Origin of the sequence: Paraflavitalea pollutisoli (assembly GCF_029360705.1) — a bacterium.
GTDB lineage: Bacteria > Bacteroidota > Bacteroidia > Chitinophagales > Chitinophagaceae > Paraflavitalea > Paraflavitalea pollutisoli.
In genome coordinates, this window is record NZ_JARKMX010000008.1 from 3,020,649 (window position 1) to 3,034,391 (window position 13,743).

15 protein-coding genes are annotated in these 13,743 nt (G+C 52.0%); 1 reads left to right on the forward strand and 14 read right to left on the reverse strand.

From position 1 onward, the window contains the following. Window positions 1-13 precede the first annotated feature (13 nt). Window positions 14-643, reverse strand: a complete 630-nt coding sequence (locus P2W70_RS25650) for a hypothetical protein (protein WP_276484408.1) — start codon at window positions 641-643, stop codon at window positions 14-16. 411 nt (window positions 644-1,054) lie between these two features. Here P2W70_RS25650 and P2W70_RS25655 point away from each other — a divergent pair, with 411 nt between their 5' ends. After that, window positions 1,055-2,161 carry a DUF2911 domain-containing protein gene (locus P2W70_RS25655; protein WP_276484409.1) on the forward strand — a complete coding sequence of 369 codons (1,107 nt, stop codon included), beginning with the start codon at window positions 1,055-1,057 and terminating at the stop codon, window positions 2,159-2,161. Between the two features lie 6 nt (window positions 2,162-2,167). Here P2W70_RS25655 and P2W70_RS25660 read toward each other — a convergent pair whose 3' ends face one another. The 13 genes from P2W70_RS25660 to P2W70_RS25720 form a co-directional block, all read right to left on the reverse strand. Next, on the reverse strand, window positions 2,168-3,253 hold the full coding sequence (locus tag P2W70_RS25660; RefSeq protein WP_276484410.1) for a TlpA disulfide reductase family protein: 1,086 nt from the start codon (window positions 3,251-3,253) through the stop codon (window positions 2,168-2,170). A 6-nt stretch (window positions 3,254-3,259) separates the two neighbouring features. Next, window positions 3,260-3,859, reverse strand: a complete 600-nt coding sequence (gene hisIE, locus P2W70_RS25665) for a bifunctional phosphoribosyl-AMP cyclohydrolase/phosphoribosyl-ATP diphosphatase HisIE (protein ID WP_276484411.1) — start codon at window positions 3,857-3,859, stop codon at window positions 3,260-3,262. A 34-nt stretch (window positions 3,860-3,893) separates the two neighbouring features. After that, a complete protein-coding gene (gene hisF / locus P2W70_RS25670) occupies window positions 3,894-4,655 on the reverse strand; it encodes an imidazole glycerol phosphate synthase subunit HisF (protein WP_276484412.1) in 762 nt (253 codons plus the stop codon). A gap of 17 nt (window positions 4,656-4,672) precedes the next feature. After that, window positions 4,673-5,797 carry a 1-(5-phosphoribosyl)-5-[(5-phosphoribosylamino)methylideneamino]imidazole-4-carboxamide isomerase gene (gene hisA / locus P2W70_RS25675; RefSeq protein WP_276484413.1) on the reverse strand — a complete coding sequence of 375 codons (1,125 nt, stop codon included), beginning with the start codon at window positions 5,795-5,797 and terminating at the stop codon, window positions 4,673-4,675. 1 nt (window position 5,798) lies between these two features. After that, entirely contained in the window at window positions 5,799-6,392 is a 594-nt protein-coding gene (gene hisH, locus P2W70_RS25680; protein WP_276484414.1) for an imidazole glycerol phosphate synthase subunit HisH, read from the reverse strand. A 5-nt stretch (window positions 6,393-6,397) separates the two neighbouring features. Beyond that, window positions 6,398-7,189, reverse strand: a complete 792-nt coding sequence (gene trpA / locus P2W70_RS25685) for a tryptophan synthase subunit alpha (RefSeq protein WP_276484415.1) — start codon at window positions 7,187-7,189, stop codon at window positions 6,398-6,400. 32 nt (window positions 7,190-7,221) lie between these two features. Next, window positions 7,222-8,454 (reverse strand): tryptophan synthase subunit beta, encoded by a 1,233-nt coding sequence (trpB, locus tag P2W70_RS25690; protein ID WP_276484416.1) that lies wholly within the window; start codon window positions 8,452-8,454, stop codon window positions 7,222-7,224. 71 nt (window positions 8,455-8,525) lie between these two features. Then, entirely contained in the window at window positions 8,526-9,044 is a 519-nt protein-coding gene (locus P2W70_RS25695; protein WP_276484417.1) for a GNAT family N-acetyltransferase, read from the reverse strand. A gap of 55 nt (window positions 9,045-9,099) precedes the next feature. Next, the gene (locus tag P2W70_RS25700) at window positions 9,100-9,732 is read right to left on the reverse strand and encodes a phosphoribosylanthranilate isomerase (RefSeq protein ID WP_276484418.1); all 633 of its coding nucleotides are present in this window, start codon (window positions 9,730-9,732) and stop codon (window positions 9,100-9,102) included. A 49-nt stretch (window positions 9,733-9,781) separates the two neighbouring features. Next, the gene (trpC, locus tag P2W70_RS25705) at window positions 9,782-10,564 is read right to left on the reverse strand and encodes an indole-3-glycerol phosphate synthase TrpC (RefSeq protein ID WP_276484419.1); all 783 of its coding nucleotides are present in this window, start codon (window positions 10,562-10,564) and stop codon (window positions 9,782-9,784) included. A gap of 80 nt (window positions 10,565-10,644) precedes the next feature. Further along, window positions 10,645-11,637: an anthranilate phosphoribosyltransferase gene (gene trpD / locus P2W70_RS25710; protein WP_276484420.1), complete on the reverse strand. Its 993-nt coding sequence runs from the start codon at window positions 11,635-11,637 to the stop codon at window positions 10,645-10,647. A gap of 2 nt (window positions 11,638-11,639) precedes the next feature. Beyond that, the gene (locus P2W70_RS25715) at window positions 11,640-12,212 is read right to left on the reverse strand and encodes an anthranilate synthase component II (RefSeq protein WP_276484421.1); all 573 of its coding nucleotides are present in this window, start codon (window positions 12,210-12,212) and stop codon (window positions 11,640-11,642) included. A 19-nt stretch (window positions 12,213-12,231) separates the two neighbouring features. After that, window positions 12,232-13,650, reverse strand: a complete 1,419-nt coding sequence (locus P2W70_RS25720; protein WP_276484422.1) for an anthranilate synthase component I family protein — start codon at window positions 13,648-13,650, stop codon at window positions 12,232-12,234. Between the last annotated feature and the right edge of the window lie 93 nt (window positions 13,651-13,743).

Genomic DNA, 13,743 nt, shown 5'->3' on the forward strand with positions numbered 1-13,743 from the left:
CGGATTATATATATCATTTATTATACCGAAATTCCGTTCCTTGCAGTAAAGGGTGCTTTCCGTACAAACTTTTATTATCCACACCCAGGTTGAAGTCCTTGAAAAACACCTCCATAAGCCAGGGTTCGAAGCGGAATTCAAAAAAATTATGCGTAGGGTCCGCAATGGAAAAGGTAGAATACCGCTCGGGACAGAACTCAAACAAGAGTGCGATACTATCCAATGATTGTCTGGGCATTACGATCATCCCCTTGTTATCGGTCATGATAGACTGGTCGCTGCCGGGTGTCAGCTTCACGTGGATGTAGGGTAGCAAAAACGTGTTGTTGTCGATAATGCGGATGGTGGTTTGGTTACCGGGTACGGCTTTACTGGTGACGATGGCAAAATCCTTTTCGGGCTGGGGCCGGCTGTTGAGTACCAGTTTACCGTTGTTGACCTGCCAGCTGCCGGTGCCGAATCGATCGAGGGCGCCGTACGAAAAAAAGAATTGGAAGGTGGAATCGTTGTTCAGTTTGAATCCGGAGGCCACCTCTGTCATTCCCCGCAAATAATACTCTCCTGTCATAGATAAGGTTGTTTGCGCCCGCATGGTCCACGCAGGCATGAATAGTAAGGCTGTTACCAGCTTTTTGAATTTCATTGACTAATGATGTGCAGCAAAGTAAAGGTGCGCTTCCCTGGCGGCGTAATGGCTTTGAGCGAAGCACCGTAAATTTTGAATAAATGGTAGCAAAGTGAGGGTGAAAGGGGAAGAAAGGCAACGAGGCCTAGTGGGAAAGGCAGGAAGGCAATGGAGGAAAGGTATCAAGGCTAAGAAGGCGGGAATCGTATACGAGCGCAAGGCTGCTCCCCATGAATGACAGCAAGCGACCAACAGGCCACCATTTACACTGCTATTCAATGTTCTATACATTAATCACAGCTTGCTTATCACGCTTTACCTCAGGTCAGGTATAACGTCAGTTCATACGGCTGTTTCGACGGCAGGTCCCATTTTGCTTTCCTTCCGTTGATTCCTGTCATAGCTTTAAAGACACCAAAAACAACCTGCATGAAGTATATGCTGCCTGTTCTGTCGCTGCTGCTGTGCAGCAGCCTGACCGCCCAACTGACGACCGCCCCGGATGGCGGCAACCGCAAAGCCAGTGTGCGTGAAAACATCGGCATCACCGATGTATCGATCGAATACGGACGCCCTGGTGTAAAAGGACGTGAAGGGAAGATATGGGGGCAACTGGTGCACACCGGATTCATCGACCAGGGTTTTGGCACCAGCAAATCGGCTCCCTGGCGAGCAGGTGCGAACGAAAACACCGTCATTGAATTTACGACACCGGTATTGGTAGAAGGGAAACCGGTTCCCGCCGGCAGGTATGGTTTGTTCATTGCCTATGATCCGGTATCCCCTACCCTGATCTTATCGAAAAACGCCACCTCCTGGGGCAGTTTCTTTTACGATGACAAGGAAGATGCCCTGCGGGCTACCCTTAAGCCGGTAGCACTCGACAAGAGTGTGGAGTGGCTGAAGTTTGAATTCATGGAAGAGACCGACTCTTCTGCTACCGTCGTGTTATCGTGGGAGAAGCTCTCCCTACCGTTTCATATTGCCACCGATGCGGTAAACCTGCAACTAGCCTCTTTCCGTCGCGAGCTGCGCAGCGAGAAAAGCTTTCAACCTGGCTGGCAAAGCTGGAACCAGGCCGCCAATTACTGCATCGTTCACAACACCAACCTGCAGGAAGCTTTGGGCTGGGCCGATCAATCCATCAATGGGGTATTTATTGGCAACAAAAACTTCCAGACCCTTTCTACCAAAGCGCAATTGCTGGCCTTGCTGCACCGGGACGCCGAAGCAGACGTACTCATGAAAGAAGCTTTACCCCTGGGCACTGCTCCGCAGATCCATGCATACGCCCGGCAATTGTTACAACAGAAGAAAATGAAAGATGCGTTTGACGCGTTCAAACTGAACTACGATAAAACGCCCAACACCTTTACCACCAACGTGGGCATGATGCGGGGCTATTCAGCACTCAACAATTACAAGAAGGCAGCCGAGTATGCCCAGAAAGCCCTGCCCCAAGCGCCCGATAAAGTGAACAAAGACAATGTAGAGCGGATGCTGAAATTGTTGCAGGAAGGGAAGGATGTGAATTGAGGGGGATCAGTTGCAACCGAGCAGTTCGCAGAGCTTGGACTGCAAACCTTCGCCACGCAGGTTTTTGCCAATGATCTTTCCGGAGGGATCGATGAGGAAGTTTTGCGGAATGCCTTCCACGCGATACAAACGCGCCACTTCGTTGCTCCAGAACTTGAGGTCGCTCACCTGTGTCCACACCAGGTTGTCATCCTTGATCGCCTGCAACCAGGGTTGCTTCTCGCGATCGAGCGATACGCCCAGTACCGTGAAGTTCTTGTCCTTGAACTTTTGGAAGGCAGCTACCACATTGGGGTTTTCCATGCGGCAGGGGCGGCACCAACTGGCCCAGAAATCGACCAGCACATATTTACCGCGAAAGGAAGCCAGTGTAACCGGTGTACCGGTAGTATCGTTTTGCGTGAACTCCAAGGCCTGGGTACCTATCGCACCCACCTTGGCATCATCTATCTTTTGCTTCAGTAATTTACCATAGAAGTTTTGCTGACCGCTGGCCGCCACCAGGTTGAAGTTCTTTTCCAATACCGTGACATCCTGCTCCAGTTCGGCTGTTACCAACAACATGAAAGGTGCTACGGGTGAGGCTGATTTCTCGGTCGCGAATTTCGTGACGGCTGCTTTTGTCTGCTCCACCAGATTCATGTAAGCGACCATAATCGAATCACCAGGCTGCACATTCGGGCGCGCAGACAGTTGCTGGTTCATCTCGGTGAGCTTGCGGAAGTAGGGCGTAAAGGTGTCCTGAAAGGCCAGGAAGTCGGCATGTGTCGGAGACCCTTTTACCGCCAGTTCCGAAAAAGCTTCCATATTACCTTCTACGATTACATTGTCGTAACCCAGGAAGAGGACCGTTTTTTTCTGGGCTCCCTCGAAATTGAGTTGGTGCAGGTTGGGTTCGCGCAGGGAGCCTTTGAGTTCAAAACTACCCTTGACCACTTTCGCCCGGGAGATGGTATCAGTTGGTATATTGACGTCTGTCAGGCTTACCACAGAAGCTTCGGGCAGGCCCGCCACTTTACCTTTGATCACGAATTCTTTTTGGGCGAGCAGGCTCATCGGAACCAGTAACAAACATGTCAATAACTGCTTCATGTAGAACTATTTATTTGAATGTCTTTGCTGTAGGATATTTACAACGGACTGTAAATTATGACCTTTTGCGTTAAGTAAAATCAAATAATGGAAAAGCAGGTCGGCTGCTTCGTTGAGGAACAGGTCATCGTTGCTGTCTTTTGCTTCGATGACGACTTCAATGGCTTCTTCCCCAACCTTTTGGGCAATCTTATTGATGCCCTTGTCGAACAATGATTTAACATACGACTTACCATCGGTGCTCTTTTTGCGCAGCTCGATGATGTCTTCTAAATAGTAGAGAAAATCGTCGGAATGGTTGCGTTCGCTCCAGCAGGTATCGGCACCCGTGTGACAGGTAGGCCCCAGCGGCTGGGCTTTGATGAGGATCGTATCATCGTCGCAGTCGGACAGAATTTCTTTTACCAGCAGGTGGTTGCCACTCTCCTCGCCTTTTGTCCAAAGCCTTTTTTTGCTACGACTGTAGAAGGTGACTTTGCCTTCGGACATTGTCTTCTTCACCGCTTCCTCGTTCATAAAACCCAGCATCAATACTTTGTGGGTTTTGAAGTCCTGCACAATGGCGGGCACGAGGCCGTCGGCGTATTTCTTAAAATCAACTTTCATGATCGGTTTTATTTTCTGAAGCGTCCCAATAAGATCATACCGGCCGGATCGCTATTTGTTGTTCCTGCAAATATCCCTTTAATTCCGGAATACTGATCTCCTTGAAGTGGAAGATGCTGGCGGCGAGCGCGGCATCGGCCTTGCCCTGGCCAAACACGTCTACAAAATGCTCCATGGTGCCACCGCCGCCACTGGCGATCACGGGTACGGGGAGGGATTCTGCCAGGCGGCGTGTGATATCGAGTGCAAAGCCCTGCTTGGTACCATCATGGTTCATGGAAGTAAGCAATATTTCACCAGCGCCCAGTTCAACGCCCTGCTTAGCCCAATCGAAACATTTGGTGTCCGTCTTCACGCGGCCTCCGTTGAGGTATACATACCATTCTCCATCGGCCTCGAGCCGGGTATCGATGGCGAGCACCACACACTGACTGCCAAACTCGTTGGCTAGTTCGCGAATGAGCCCGGGCCGTTTGAAGGCAGCCGTATTGACGGATATCTTATCGGCACCGTTCTGCAACAATACCTGCACGTCTTCTACACTGCTGATACCGCCGCCTACGGTGAAGGGGATATTGATGTGGTGCGCAATCCGGTTCACGAGTTCACTCAATGTTTTGCGCCGCTCATTTGTCGCTGTGATATCGAGGAACACCAGTTCATCGGCTCCCTGTTTGGCATACAGGGCACCCAGTTCTACCGGATCGCCTGCATCGCGCAGGTTCACAAAATTGGTTCCCTTTACGGTGCGACCGTCTTTGATATCGAGGCAGGGTATAATGCGTTTTGTTAACATGGTATTCGTTGTATGGTCTATAAAGCTGCCAGTTCCTTGATGGTGATACGACCTTCATAGATCGCTTTACCAATGATGACGCCGCCACAACCGATCTCTTTCAGTTGCAGTACGTCCTGCATATTGCTGACGCCACCGCTGGCGATGAAATGCAGTTCCGGAAATTTGGCAATGATGTTCTTATACAGTTCGGTGGAGGGGCCTTGCAACAGTCCGTCTTTGCTGACGTCGGTACAGAACAACTGGCGTACGCCATGTTGCCAGTATTTTTCGATGAAGTCATAGATCCAGATGCCGGTAGTTTCCAACCAACCACCTACAGCGATCTTCTCGTCTTTCACATCGGCGCCTAGCAGGAATTTCTCCGCGCCCCAGATGAGCAGCCATTTTACAAACTCTTCTTCATTCTTGACGGCGATGCTGCCGACGGTGGCGAGCGCAGCGCCTGAGTCGAATACGATCTGTACGTCCTTCTCGGTTTTGATACCACCGCCAAAGTCGATGACCATATTGGTCTTTGCAGCGAGGGTTTCCAATACCTTCCAGTTCCTGACGGCACCTGCTTTGGCACCGTCGAGGTCTACGAGGTGCAGGCGTTGCAGGCCGGCATCCTGAAATTCGAGGGCGACCTCCAGCGGATGTTCGTTGTATATTTTCTTTTGGTCGTAGTCGCCCTGCGTGAGGCGCACACACTTCCCATCTATAATATCGATCGCAGGAATGATCTGCATAGTGGTCTGTAGTTGTTTTTCCATTTTAATGAATTCGAAGCCATACTTGTGCCAGGTGGCGCCAGCCGGCTTCATACCAAATTTGCGATAGATGGCAGTGGCCGACAAGCGGGCATTACACCAGATGGTTTGCATACCATGTTGCTTTGCCCAGGCCATCACGTACTGCAACAGGGCCGTTCCATATCCCCTGCCCTGGCGGTCGGTACAGGTGGCGAACTTGCGAAACTGTACTTCTTTTCCTGCTACGAATACGGAAATGACCGACACCAGCTCACGCCGCTCATAGATACCCCAATGCAATCCCCATTCATCCTGCTCGAGCTTCACAAAGTCGATCGACTCGGCGGGATACATGACCGTTTGGCGTAGGTGCCACACATCGGGCAGGGCTGCTGTACTGATCTGCATATTACAGGCTGAGGAAGTTCTTTAATAATTGCTCCCCTACCTGTGCACTCTTCTCAGGGTGAAACTGCAACCCGTAGAAATTACCGCGGTGCAAACCGGCGCTGTACGGCTGTACATAATCGGCGGTTGCAATGGTATCATCTCCCAGGGCGGCATAATATCCATGTACAAAATAACAGTAGCTGTTTTCGGCTACGCCTTTGGTGAGATCGGTCTTCAGGTCATAGATGGAGTTCCATCCGATCTGCGGTACCTTGAGGTGGCTGCCGGCTGCCGGCTTGAACTGCTTGACATGCTCTGGGAAAATGCCGAGGCAGGTGGTATCGTTCTCTTCGCTGTAAGCACACATCAGCTGCATACCCAGGCAGATGCCCAATACCGGTTGTTGCAGGTTCTTCAATACCTCATCCAGCCCGCGCTCTTTCAGGTAGCGCATGGCACTGCTGGCCTCTCCCACACCCGGGAAGATCACTTTGCTCGCCTGGCGGATCTGTTCGTGGTCGTCGGTCACGACGGCTTCCACTCCGATCCGCTCGAGGGCATACAGTACCGATTGGATATTGCCCGCATTGTATTTAACGATTACTAAGCTCATAGCTGTTATTGTAAAACCTTGTTCAAGAATTGCTGTACCGTACCGTTGATATCTTCCTGCCCTTCGAGGGCCTTGATAAAGGCTGTGCCGATGATGGCGCCCCGCGCATGTGCGCAAGCCGCTTCAAAACTGGGTTTGTCTTTGATACCAAAACCGACCAGTACCGGGTTCTTCAGCTGCAGGCTTTGCAGTTTTTGCAGGTAGCCGCTGACATGGCCCATGTCCTTGTCTTTACCGGTGGTGGAAGAAGAGGATACGGCATAGAGGAAACCTGTGCTCAACGCATCGAGTCGCTTGATGCGTTCTTCGGATGTTTCGGGCGTTACGAGGAAGATGAAATCGAGGCCGTGCTTTTTGATAATGGCGCCGAATTCGGTCTCAAACTCATATTCGGGCAGGTCGGGTAAGATCAATCCATCCACACCGGCTGCGGCTGCATCGGCGCAGAACTTCTCAAACCCATACTGCAGTACCGGGTTCATGTAGCCCATCAGGATCACGGGCACGGTGATCGCGGCACCGCCATTGGTGGCGTTGGTGCGCATGCCCTTGAGTTGGGCAAACAAGGCTTGTATCGTCATGCCATTTGCCAGGGCGATCGAACTGCTGGCCTGGATCACCGGGCCATCGGCCAGCGGATCACTGTAGGGCATGCCGAGCTCGATGAGGTCGGCACCGTTTGCCTGCAGGGCCTGCATGACTTGTAAGGTACTGTCCAGCTTAGGGTATCCTGCTGTGCAGTAGATATTGAGCACATGGTCTTTTTTCCTGTTGAATAACTCCTGTATCCGGCTCATGGTATATGCTTGTGCAAATTGTTTGTTGGTGATTATAACGTTCCGCGCTCTTCCATTGCCTTCATGTAGGTAGCGAGGTCTTTGTCGCCCCTGCCCGACAGGCAGAGTACTACGACATCGCTGGGCTTGAATTGCATTTGTTTCAGGGCCGAGAGGGCGTGGGCCGATTCGAGGGCCGGGATGATGCCTTCGAGCTTAGCCAGGTTGAAGGCTGCTTCCAGGGCTTCTTCATCGGTGGCACTCAGGAAGCTGGCGCGACCTGTTTCGAACAGGTGGGCATGCAAGGGGCCGATACCGGGATAGTCGAGGCCGGCAGAAATACTGTGGGGCTCTACGACCTGTCCGTCGGCGGTTTGCATCACGAGGCTTTTGCTACCGTGTAATACCCCTGGCTTACCGAGCTGTGTAGTGGCTGCACTGAAGCCGCTGTTTACCCCATGACCAGCAGCTTCTACGGCCACCAGCTGCACGGAAAACTCTTCGAGGAAATGGTAGAAGGCACCGGCGGCGTTGCTGCCACCACCTACACAGGCCAGTACATAACCGGGCAATTCATTGCCTGTCTCTTCTTTGAGTTGTTTGCGGATCTCTTCACTGATCACGCTCTGGAAGCGGGCCACCATATCCGGGTAAGGATGCGGGCCTACCACGCTGCCGATAATATAGTGCGTGTCTTCCGGATTGTTGATCCAGTCGCGGATGGCTTCGTTGGTGGCATCTTTGAGGGTCTTACTACCGCTGGTAGCCGGGATGACCGTAGCGCCCAGCATCTTCATACGGGCTACGTTGGGTGCCTGACGCTCGATGTCCTTCTCGCCCATGTATACGATGCACTGAATGCCTTTGAGGGCACATACGGTGGCCGTGGCCACGCCGTGCTGGCCGGCGCCGGTCTCGGCAATGATACGCTTCTTACCGAGGCGCTGGGCCAGGAGGATCTGTCCGATGGTATTGTTGATCTTATGCGCGCCGGTATGGCAAAGGTCTTCGCGCTTGAGGTAGATCTTGGTTTTGAACTGCTCGCTTAAGCGTTGTGCAAAATAGAGCGGTGTGGGCCTTCCTACATAATCACGCAGCAGTTGCTGAAACTCCTGTTGGAAGGATGCTTCGTACATGATAGACAGGTAGCGGCTTTTCAGCTCTTCTACATTCCTGTGCAACATTTCGGGGATATACGCTCCCCCAAAATCGCCGTAATAACCGAAGATATTGGGTTGCTGATAGGTTCCTTTGTATTGTCCGAGGGGGACTTTCCGATTGATCATGGTGCTGACTGTTTATGGTGTTGCGTAGCGGGTGTCTTGTACCCGTACGCGCGCTCGTTATCTAAGTTGATTTAGTACTCTTCCGGTTGTGCCGGAGTATCGAGTATCAATTGCATGAACTTCAGGTCAAGCCATCGGCCAAATTTGTAACCGACCTCTTTCATCACGGCGATCTCTTTGAACCCAAACAGCTCGTGCAACTTCACGCTGCCTTCATTGCTGGCATCGATCCCTGCCAGGATGGTATGCATATTCAATTGGCGGGCGGCTTCGATCAAGGGGGGCAGCAGTAATTTACCTACTCCTTTGCCACGCTGATCGGCGGCTACATAGATCGAATTCTCTACCGAATATTTGTAGGCCGCCCAGGCCCGGAAGGGACCGATAGAGCTGAAGCCAACCACCCGTTCGCCGTCTACCGCTACGAATACCGGAAACCCCTGCTGTTTTTTCGTATCCCACCACTGCTTGCGCATGGCTGGCGTATGAGGTTTGTAATCATATACTGCCGTGGTATTGACAATCACTTCATTGTATATCTCCAGCATTTGGGGAAGATCCTGTTCTTCCGCTATCCGTATCGTAATCATTGCATCGGTTTTTTGGTCGCGTTCTTTCAGGGCTAGCAGCCAACAGCTGGTTGCCTTATCCTTTCATGTGGTCTATAAATGAGATTACCTTGTCCATATCTTTTACACCAGGACTTACTTCAAACTTGCTGTTGATATCAACCGCAAAGAGTGCTTTGGCCACGGGCTCCTGTGCAAATCGCTTCAGCTCCTCTTCATCGCCGGGATCGATGCCACCACTCAAAAAGAATGGCTTGCCGATGGAACTTCCTTTCAACACACTCCAGTCGAACTTTTTACCGGTGCCGCCGTATCCTGCCCCCATGGTATCGAACATGAACATGTCGCAGACATCCATATAGGGTTTTATCATCCATTCCACACTGTCGTTGTCACTGAGGCGGAAAGCTTTTACCACGGACACATAGTCGGCGATCTTTTCGCAATATTTGGGTGGCTCATCACCGTGGAGCTGTACCATGTGCAGGCGGCATTCATCTACAATATGCAATACCTCTTCTATCGAGGCATTGACGAATACGCCTACTTTATTGATGTTATTGACTTTGCGGATTTGTGTCATGGTCATGTGCTTGAACACATACCTCGGGCTTTTCGGATAAAAAATAAAGCCGGCAAATGTTGCCCCCGCAGTAGCCAGTTGATCTACCTGTTCGGGTTGCGTCATTCCGCAAACTTTTACTCTCATGTGTCGTTCGATTTTAAGTGTTGGTGTCTACTGGCAAACAACCGTGTACCTATCCGTTGAGCGCCTGGACAAACTGCTCGAAGGCGCGGGCCGGATCAGCTTCCTTCATGAAGTTCTCTCCGATCAGGAATCCCCGGAAGCCGTTGTCGCGGAACAGGCGGATATTGGCTACCGATGAGATGCCGCTTTCGGCGATCTTCACTTTGCTGGCAGGTATGCGCGCTGCCATGGCGAGGCTTCGCTGGATATCGACGGCGAAGGTCTTCAGGTTGCGGTTGTTGATGCCTACCAGTACCGTTTCGTCGCAAATATGCTCCAACTCTTCTTCGTCGTGCAGTTCGAGCAGCACTTCGAGTTGCAGGCTTTGGGCAAAGGTGGCGAGGCGCTTCACGTCAGCTGGTGTCAGGCAGGCTGCGATCAGCAGGATGGCATCGGCTCCCATGGCCCTTGCTTCTACGATCTGGTATTCGTCTACGATAAATTCTTTTCTCAGAATGGGTATCTGGTTGACCCTGGCCGCCAGCACATCTTCCGTGCTGCCACCAAAGGACTCCGTATCGGTGAGTACCGACAGGCCCGAGGCGCCGAAGCGGGTGTAGGCACTGGTCACTGCTACGACATCCGCTTTGTCGTTGATGATGCCTTTGGAGGGCGACTTACGTTTGAACTCGGCAATGATGCCTGTCTTCGTATCATCGAGCAGGGATTGTTGCAGTGACAGGACGGGGCGGGTAAAGGCAGCGCTTTTTTCCAGCTCCGCAACGCTTGTCTTCGCTTTGCGCTCTACTACTTCCGTTCTTTTGTACGCTATGATCTTGTCGAGAATGTTCATGTACTTGTATCCTGATTTAGGTCAATCTTACGGTTTTACGACTGGCTGCCCTGCCGGGCAGCGCCGCAAAGGTCGGAACATTACTGCAGGGAAACCAGTTTTTCCAGTCCTGCTTTTGCCCGGCCGCTTTCGAGGCTTTCGACAGCTGCGGCGTAGGCATCTTCATACTTTTTGTAGTTGCCCGTACAATGCAGTGCCATGGCGGCATTGGCCAGTACTACGGCGTTCTGCGCCCAGGTGCCTTTGCCATCAAGGATCCTGACAAAGATCTTTGCCGACTCCTCTACGGTATTGCCGCCGAGGATATCGGTGGCGGAAACCATGCGTTTGCCCAGTTGTTCAGGTGTCATCACGCGCTCGCCGGCATTGGTGATGACCTTGGTATCGTTGGTCAGCGATATCTCATCGTAGCCATCGAGGCCATGAATGATGGTGAAAGCCCGGTCGGTTTGCTGCAACAGGTAGTTGTACACACGCGCCATCTCCAGGTTGTACACGCCTACCAGCTGAAAAGCAGGATTGGCGGGATTCACCATGGGCCCCAGCATATTGAAGAAGGTACGTACGCCCAGGTTCTTGCGGATGGAGCCTACCGACTTGAGGGCAGGGTGGAAGAGCGGGGCATGGAGAAAGCAGATATTGGCTTCTTCCACTTCGCGCTTCAGTTGTGCCGGGTCGTTCTTAAATTTATAGCCCAATTGCTCCATCACATTGGAGGCGCCGCTGATAGATGTAGCGCCGTAATTACCGTGCTTGGACACCTTCTGGCCGGTACCGGCCACGATGAAGCAGGCCAGGGTGGAGATGTTGAAGGTGTTCTTGCCGTCGCCGCCGGTGCCTACGATATCGATGGTGGCATGACCGTTGAGGTCGACGGGCACACAGAGTTCGAGCAGGGCATCCTGGAACCCCTGCAGCTCTTCGATGGTGATGCTGCGCATCAGGTATACGGTCATGAAGGAGGTCACTTCATGCTCGTTGTAAACACCTTTGCCAATATTCACCAGCACTTCCTTGGCAGTGGCCCTGCTCAGGGTCTTGTGTTCGAACAATAGTTGTAATATCTTTTTCATACTTAGTTTTTCAACCAGTTACGTAATATCGTCTCGCCTACGGGGGTCAGTACACTTTCGGGGTGAAACTGCACACCCTGTACATCGTACTTTTTATGTTGCAGCGCCATGATGAAATTGTTGGCATCGCGGGCCGTGATCTCCAGGTCTTTGGGGAACCCTTCTTCACTGACTACCCAGCTATGGTAGCGGCCTACTTCGATCTCGGCCGGCAGTCCCTGAAAGAGGGGCGCTTTGGCATCGATGATCTGGCAGGGCGTGGCTACCCCGTGGTACACGGTGCTGAGGTTGACCAGCTTGCCACCAAACGATTGCCCGATGGCCTGGTGACCAAGGCACACACCCAGGATGGATTTGGTGGGCGCATATTCTTTGAGCAGGGGCAGCAGCAAACCTGCTTCTTCGGGAATACCGGGACCAGGTGACAGGATGATCTTGTCGTAATCTTTTACCTTCTCCAATGCGATCTGGTCATTGCGGAATACTTCCACTTTCTGGTGCAGGATCTTTTCAACCAGGTGCACCAGGTTGTAGGTAAATGAATCGTAGTTGTCAAATACTAATATCCGGGTCAATGTGTCTGTTTTTAAGGTGTTAGTTGGCAATCTCCTCGGCAAATACAATGGCTTTCTTCAAAGCGCCCAGTTTGTTGTTGACTTCCTGCAGTTCGCTTTCGGGCTTACTGGCCGCTACTACACCTGCTCCTGCCTGGTAGTAGAGGGTGTTTTGCCGGCTCAGGAAGGTGCGGATCATGATGGCGTGTACACAGGTACCGTCGAAGCCCATGAACCCGATGGCGCCGCCGTAATAACTGCGGGTGGTGGGCTCGTAAGCATCGATCAGTTCCATGGCCCTGAATTTAGGCGCACCACTGAGGGTACCGGCAGGGAAGGTTTTTGCCATCAACTCGAAGGGATTGGCATTGGGACGTACTTTGCCGGTCACTTCACTCACCAGGTGGATCACGTGGCTGTAGTATTGTACTTCGCGGTAGTGCTCTACCACTACTTCATCAGTTACGCGGCTAAGATCATTGCGGGCCAGGTCTACCAGCATCACATGCTCGGCGTTTTCCTTGGCATCCTTCAGGAGGCGGTCGGCTTCCTGCTTGTCGGTCTCATCGTCGCCGGTGCGCTTGAAGGTGCCGGCAATGGGATGCACCACAGCTTTGCCTTGCTGTATCAGTATTTGAGATTCGGGCGAAGAGCCGAGTAATTTATAATCGCCGTAATCGAAGAAGAAGAGATACGGGGAAGGGTTGATGCTGCGCAGGGCCCGGTATACGTTGAACTCATCGCCCCGGAAGGACTGCTGGAAGCGGCGGCTGAGTACGATCTGGAATACATCGCCCCGGTAACAGCTCTGGATACCTTTGGTCACCATGTCGCGGTAGGCTTCATCGGTCATATTGGAGACCTCTTCACCTTGCGCTTTGAAAGGATATACCGGTACATCTTTGCTGCGGATCAGTGATTCTACCACCGAGATATCGCTTTCCAGGCCCTTGATCACGTTCTCACAGATATAGAGCTCGTCTTTGTAGTGGTTGATAACGATCACATACTGGTAGAGGCGGTACCTCATCAGGGGAATATCCGGTGTGGCTGTGCCCGACTTCAATTGGATGGTGTCGAAGAACTGTACGGCATCGAAAGTGGTATAGCCGTAGAGTCCCTGTGCAAAGCGGGTTTCTTTCAAGGCGGTGCCGGACACTTCAAAGCGCTGCATAAAGTCCCAGAGCAGCTGCGGTACCTGTTGTACGTCTTTCACCGGTATGCGCTCGGGACTTTCGCCCGGCCACTTGAATTCGATGCTGCGGGTAGAAGTGATCTCCATACCGGCGATGGCATTGATACAGATGAAGGAATAACTGTTGTCGGCCGCATGGTGGTCGGTACTCTCCAGGAGTACGGTATCGCGGAAACGGTCCCTTACGCGCAGGTAGATGCCTACGGGAGTGAACACATCGGCCAGCATCTTCTTACAGTTCGTCTGAATAGCTATTTTTTTCATGCCTGGTCCCTCGAAAGAAATGTTTAAATGATCGTGATTAAAAAGAAAAAGCCCCGATGAAACATCGGGGCTCTGAATATAGTGTCATAAACA

What these genes read in the sequence shown, in the direction of transcription:
- hisIE (WP_276484411.1), bottom strand. Translation starts at nt 3,859, where the DNA reads ATGAAAGTTGATTTTAAGAAATACGCCGACGGCCTCGTGCCCGCCATT.
- trpD (WP_276484420.1), bottom strand. Translation starts at nt 11,637, where the DNA reads ATGAAAAAGATATTACAACTATTGTTCGAACACAAGACCCTGAGCAGG.
- P2W70_RS25660 (WP_276484410.1), bottom strand. Translation starts at nt 3,253, where the DNA reads ATGAAGCAGTTATTGACATGTTTGTTACTGGTTCCGATGAGCCTGCTC.
- hisH (WP_276484414.1), bottom strand. Translation starts at nt 6,392, where the DNA reads ATGAGCTTAGTAATCGTTAAATACAATGCGGGCAATATCCAATCGGTA.
- P2W70_RS25655 (WP_276484409.1), top strand. Translation starts at nt 1,055, where the DNA reads ATGAAGTATATGCTGCCTGTTCTGTCGCTGCTGCTGTGCAGCAGCCTG.
- P2W70_RS25720 (WP_276484422.1), bottom strand. Translation starts at nt 13,650, where the DNA reads ATGAAAAAAATAGCTATTCAGACGAACTGTAAGAAGATGCTGGCCGAT.
- P2W70_RS25650 (WP_276484408.1), bottom strand. Translation starts at nt 643, where the DNA reads ATGAAATTCAAAAAGCTGGTAACAGCCTTACTATTCATGCCTGCGTGG.
- trpC (WP_276484419.1), bottom strand. Translation starts at nt 10,564, where the DNA reads ATGAACATTCTCGACAAGATCATAGCGTACAAAAGAACGGAAGTAGTA.
- trpB (WP_276484416.1), bottom strand. Translation starts at nt 8,454, where the DNA reads ATGATCAATCGGAAAGTCCCCCTCGGACAATACAAAGGAACCTATCAG.
- hisA (WP_276484413.1), bottom strand. Translation starts at nt 5,797, where the DNA reads ATGCAGATCAGTACAGCAGCCCTGCCCGATGTGTGGCACCTACGCCAA.
- P2W70_RS25700 (WP_276484418.1), bottom strand. Translation starts at nt 9,732, where the DNA reads ATGAGAGTAAAAGTTTGCGGAATGACGCAACCCGAACAGGTAGATCAA.
- trpA (WP_276484415.1), bottom strand. Translation starts at nt 7,189, where the DNA reads ATGAGCCGGATACAGGAGTTATTCAACAGGAAAAAAGACCATGTGCTC.
- P2W70_RS25695 (WP_276484417.1), bottom strand. Translation starts at nt 9,044, where the DNA reads ATGATTACGATACGGATAGCGGAAGAACAGGATCTTCCCCAAATGCTG.
- hisF (WP_276484412.1), bottom strand. Translation starts at nt 4,655, where the DNA reads ATGTTAACAAAACGCATTATACCCTGCCTCGATATCAAAGACGGTCGC.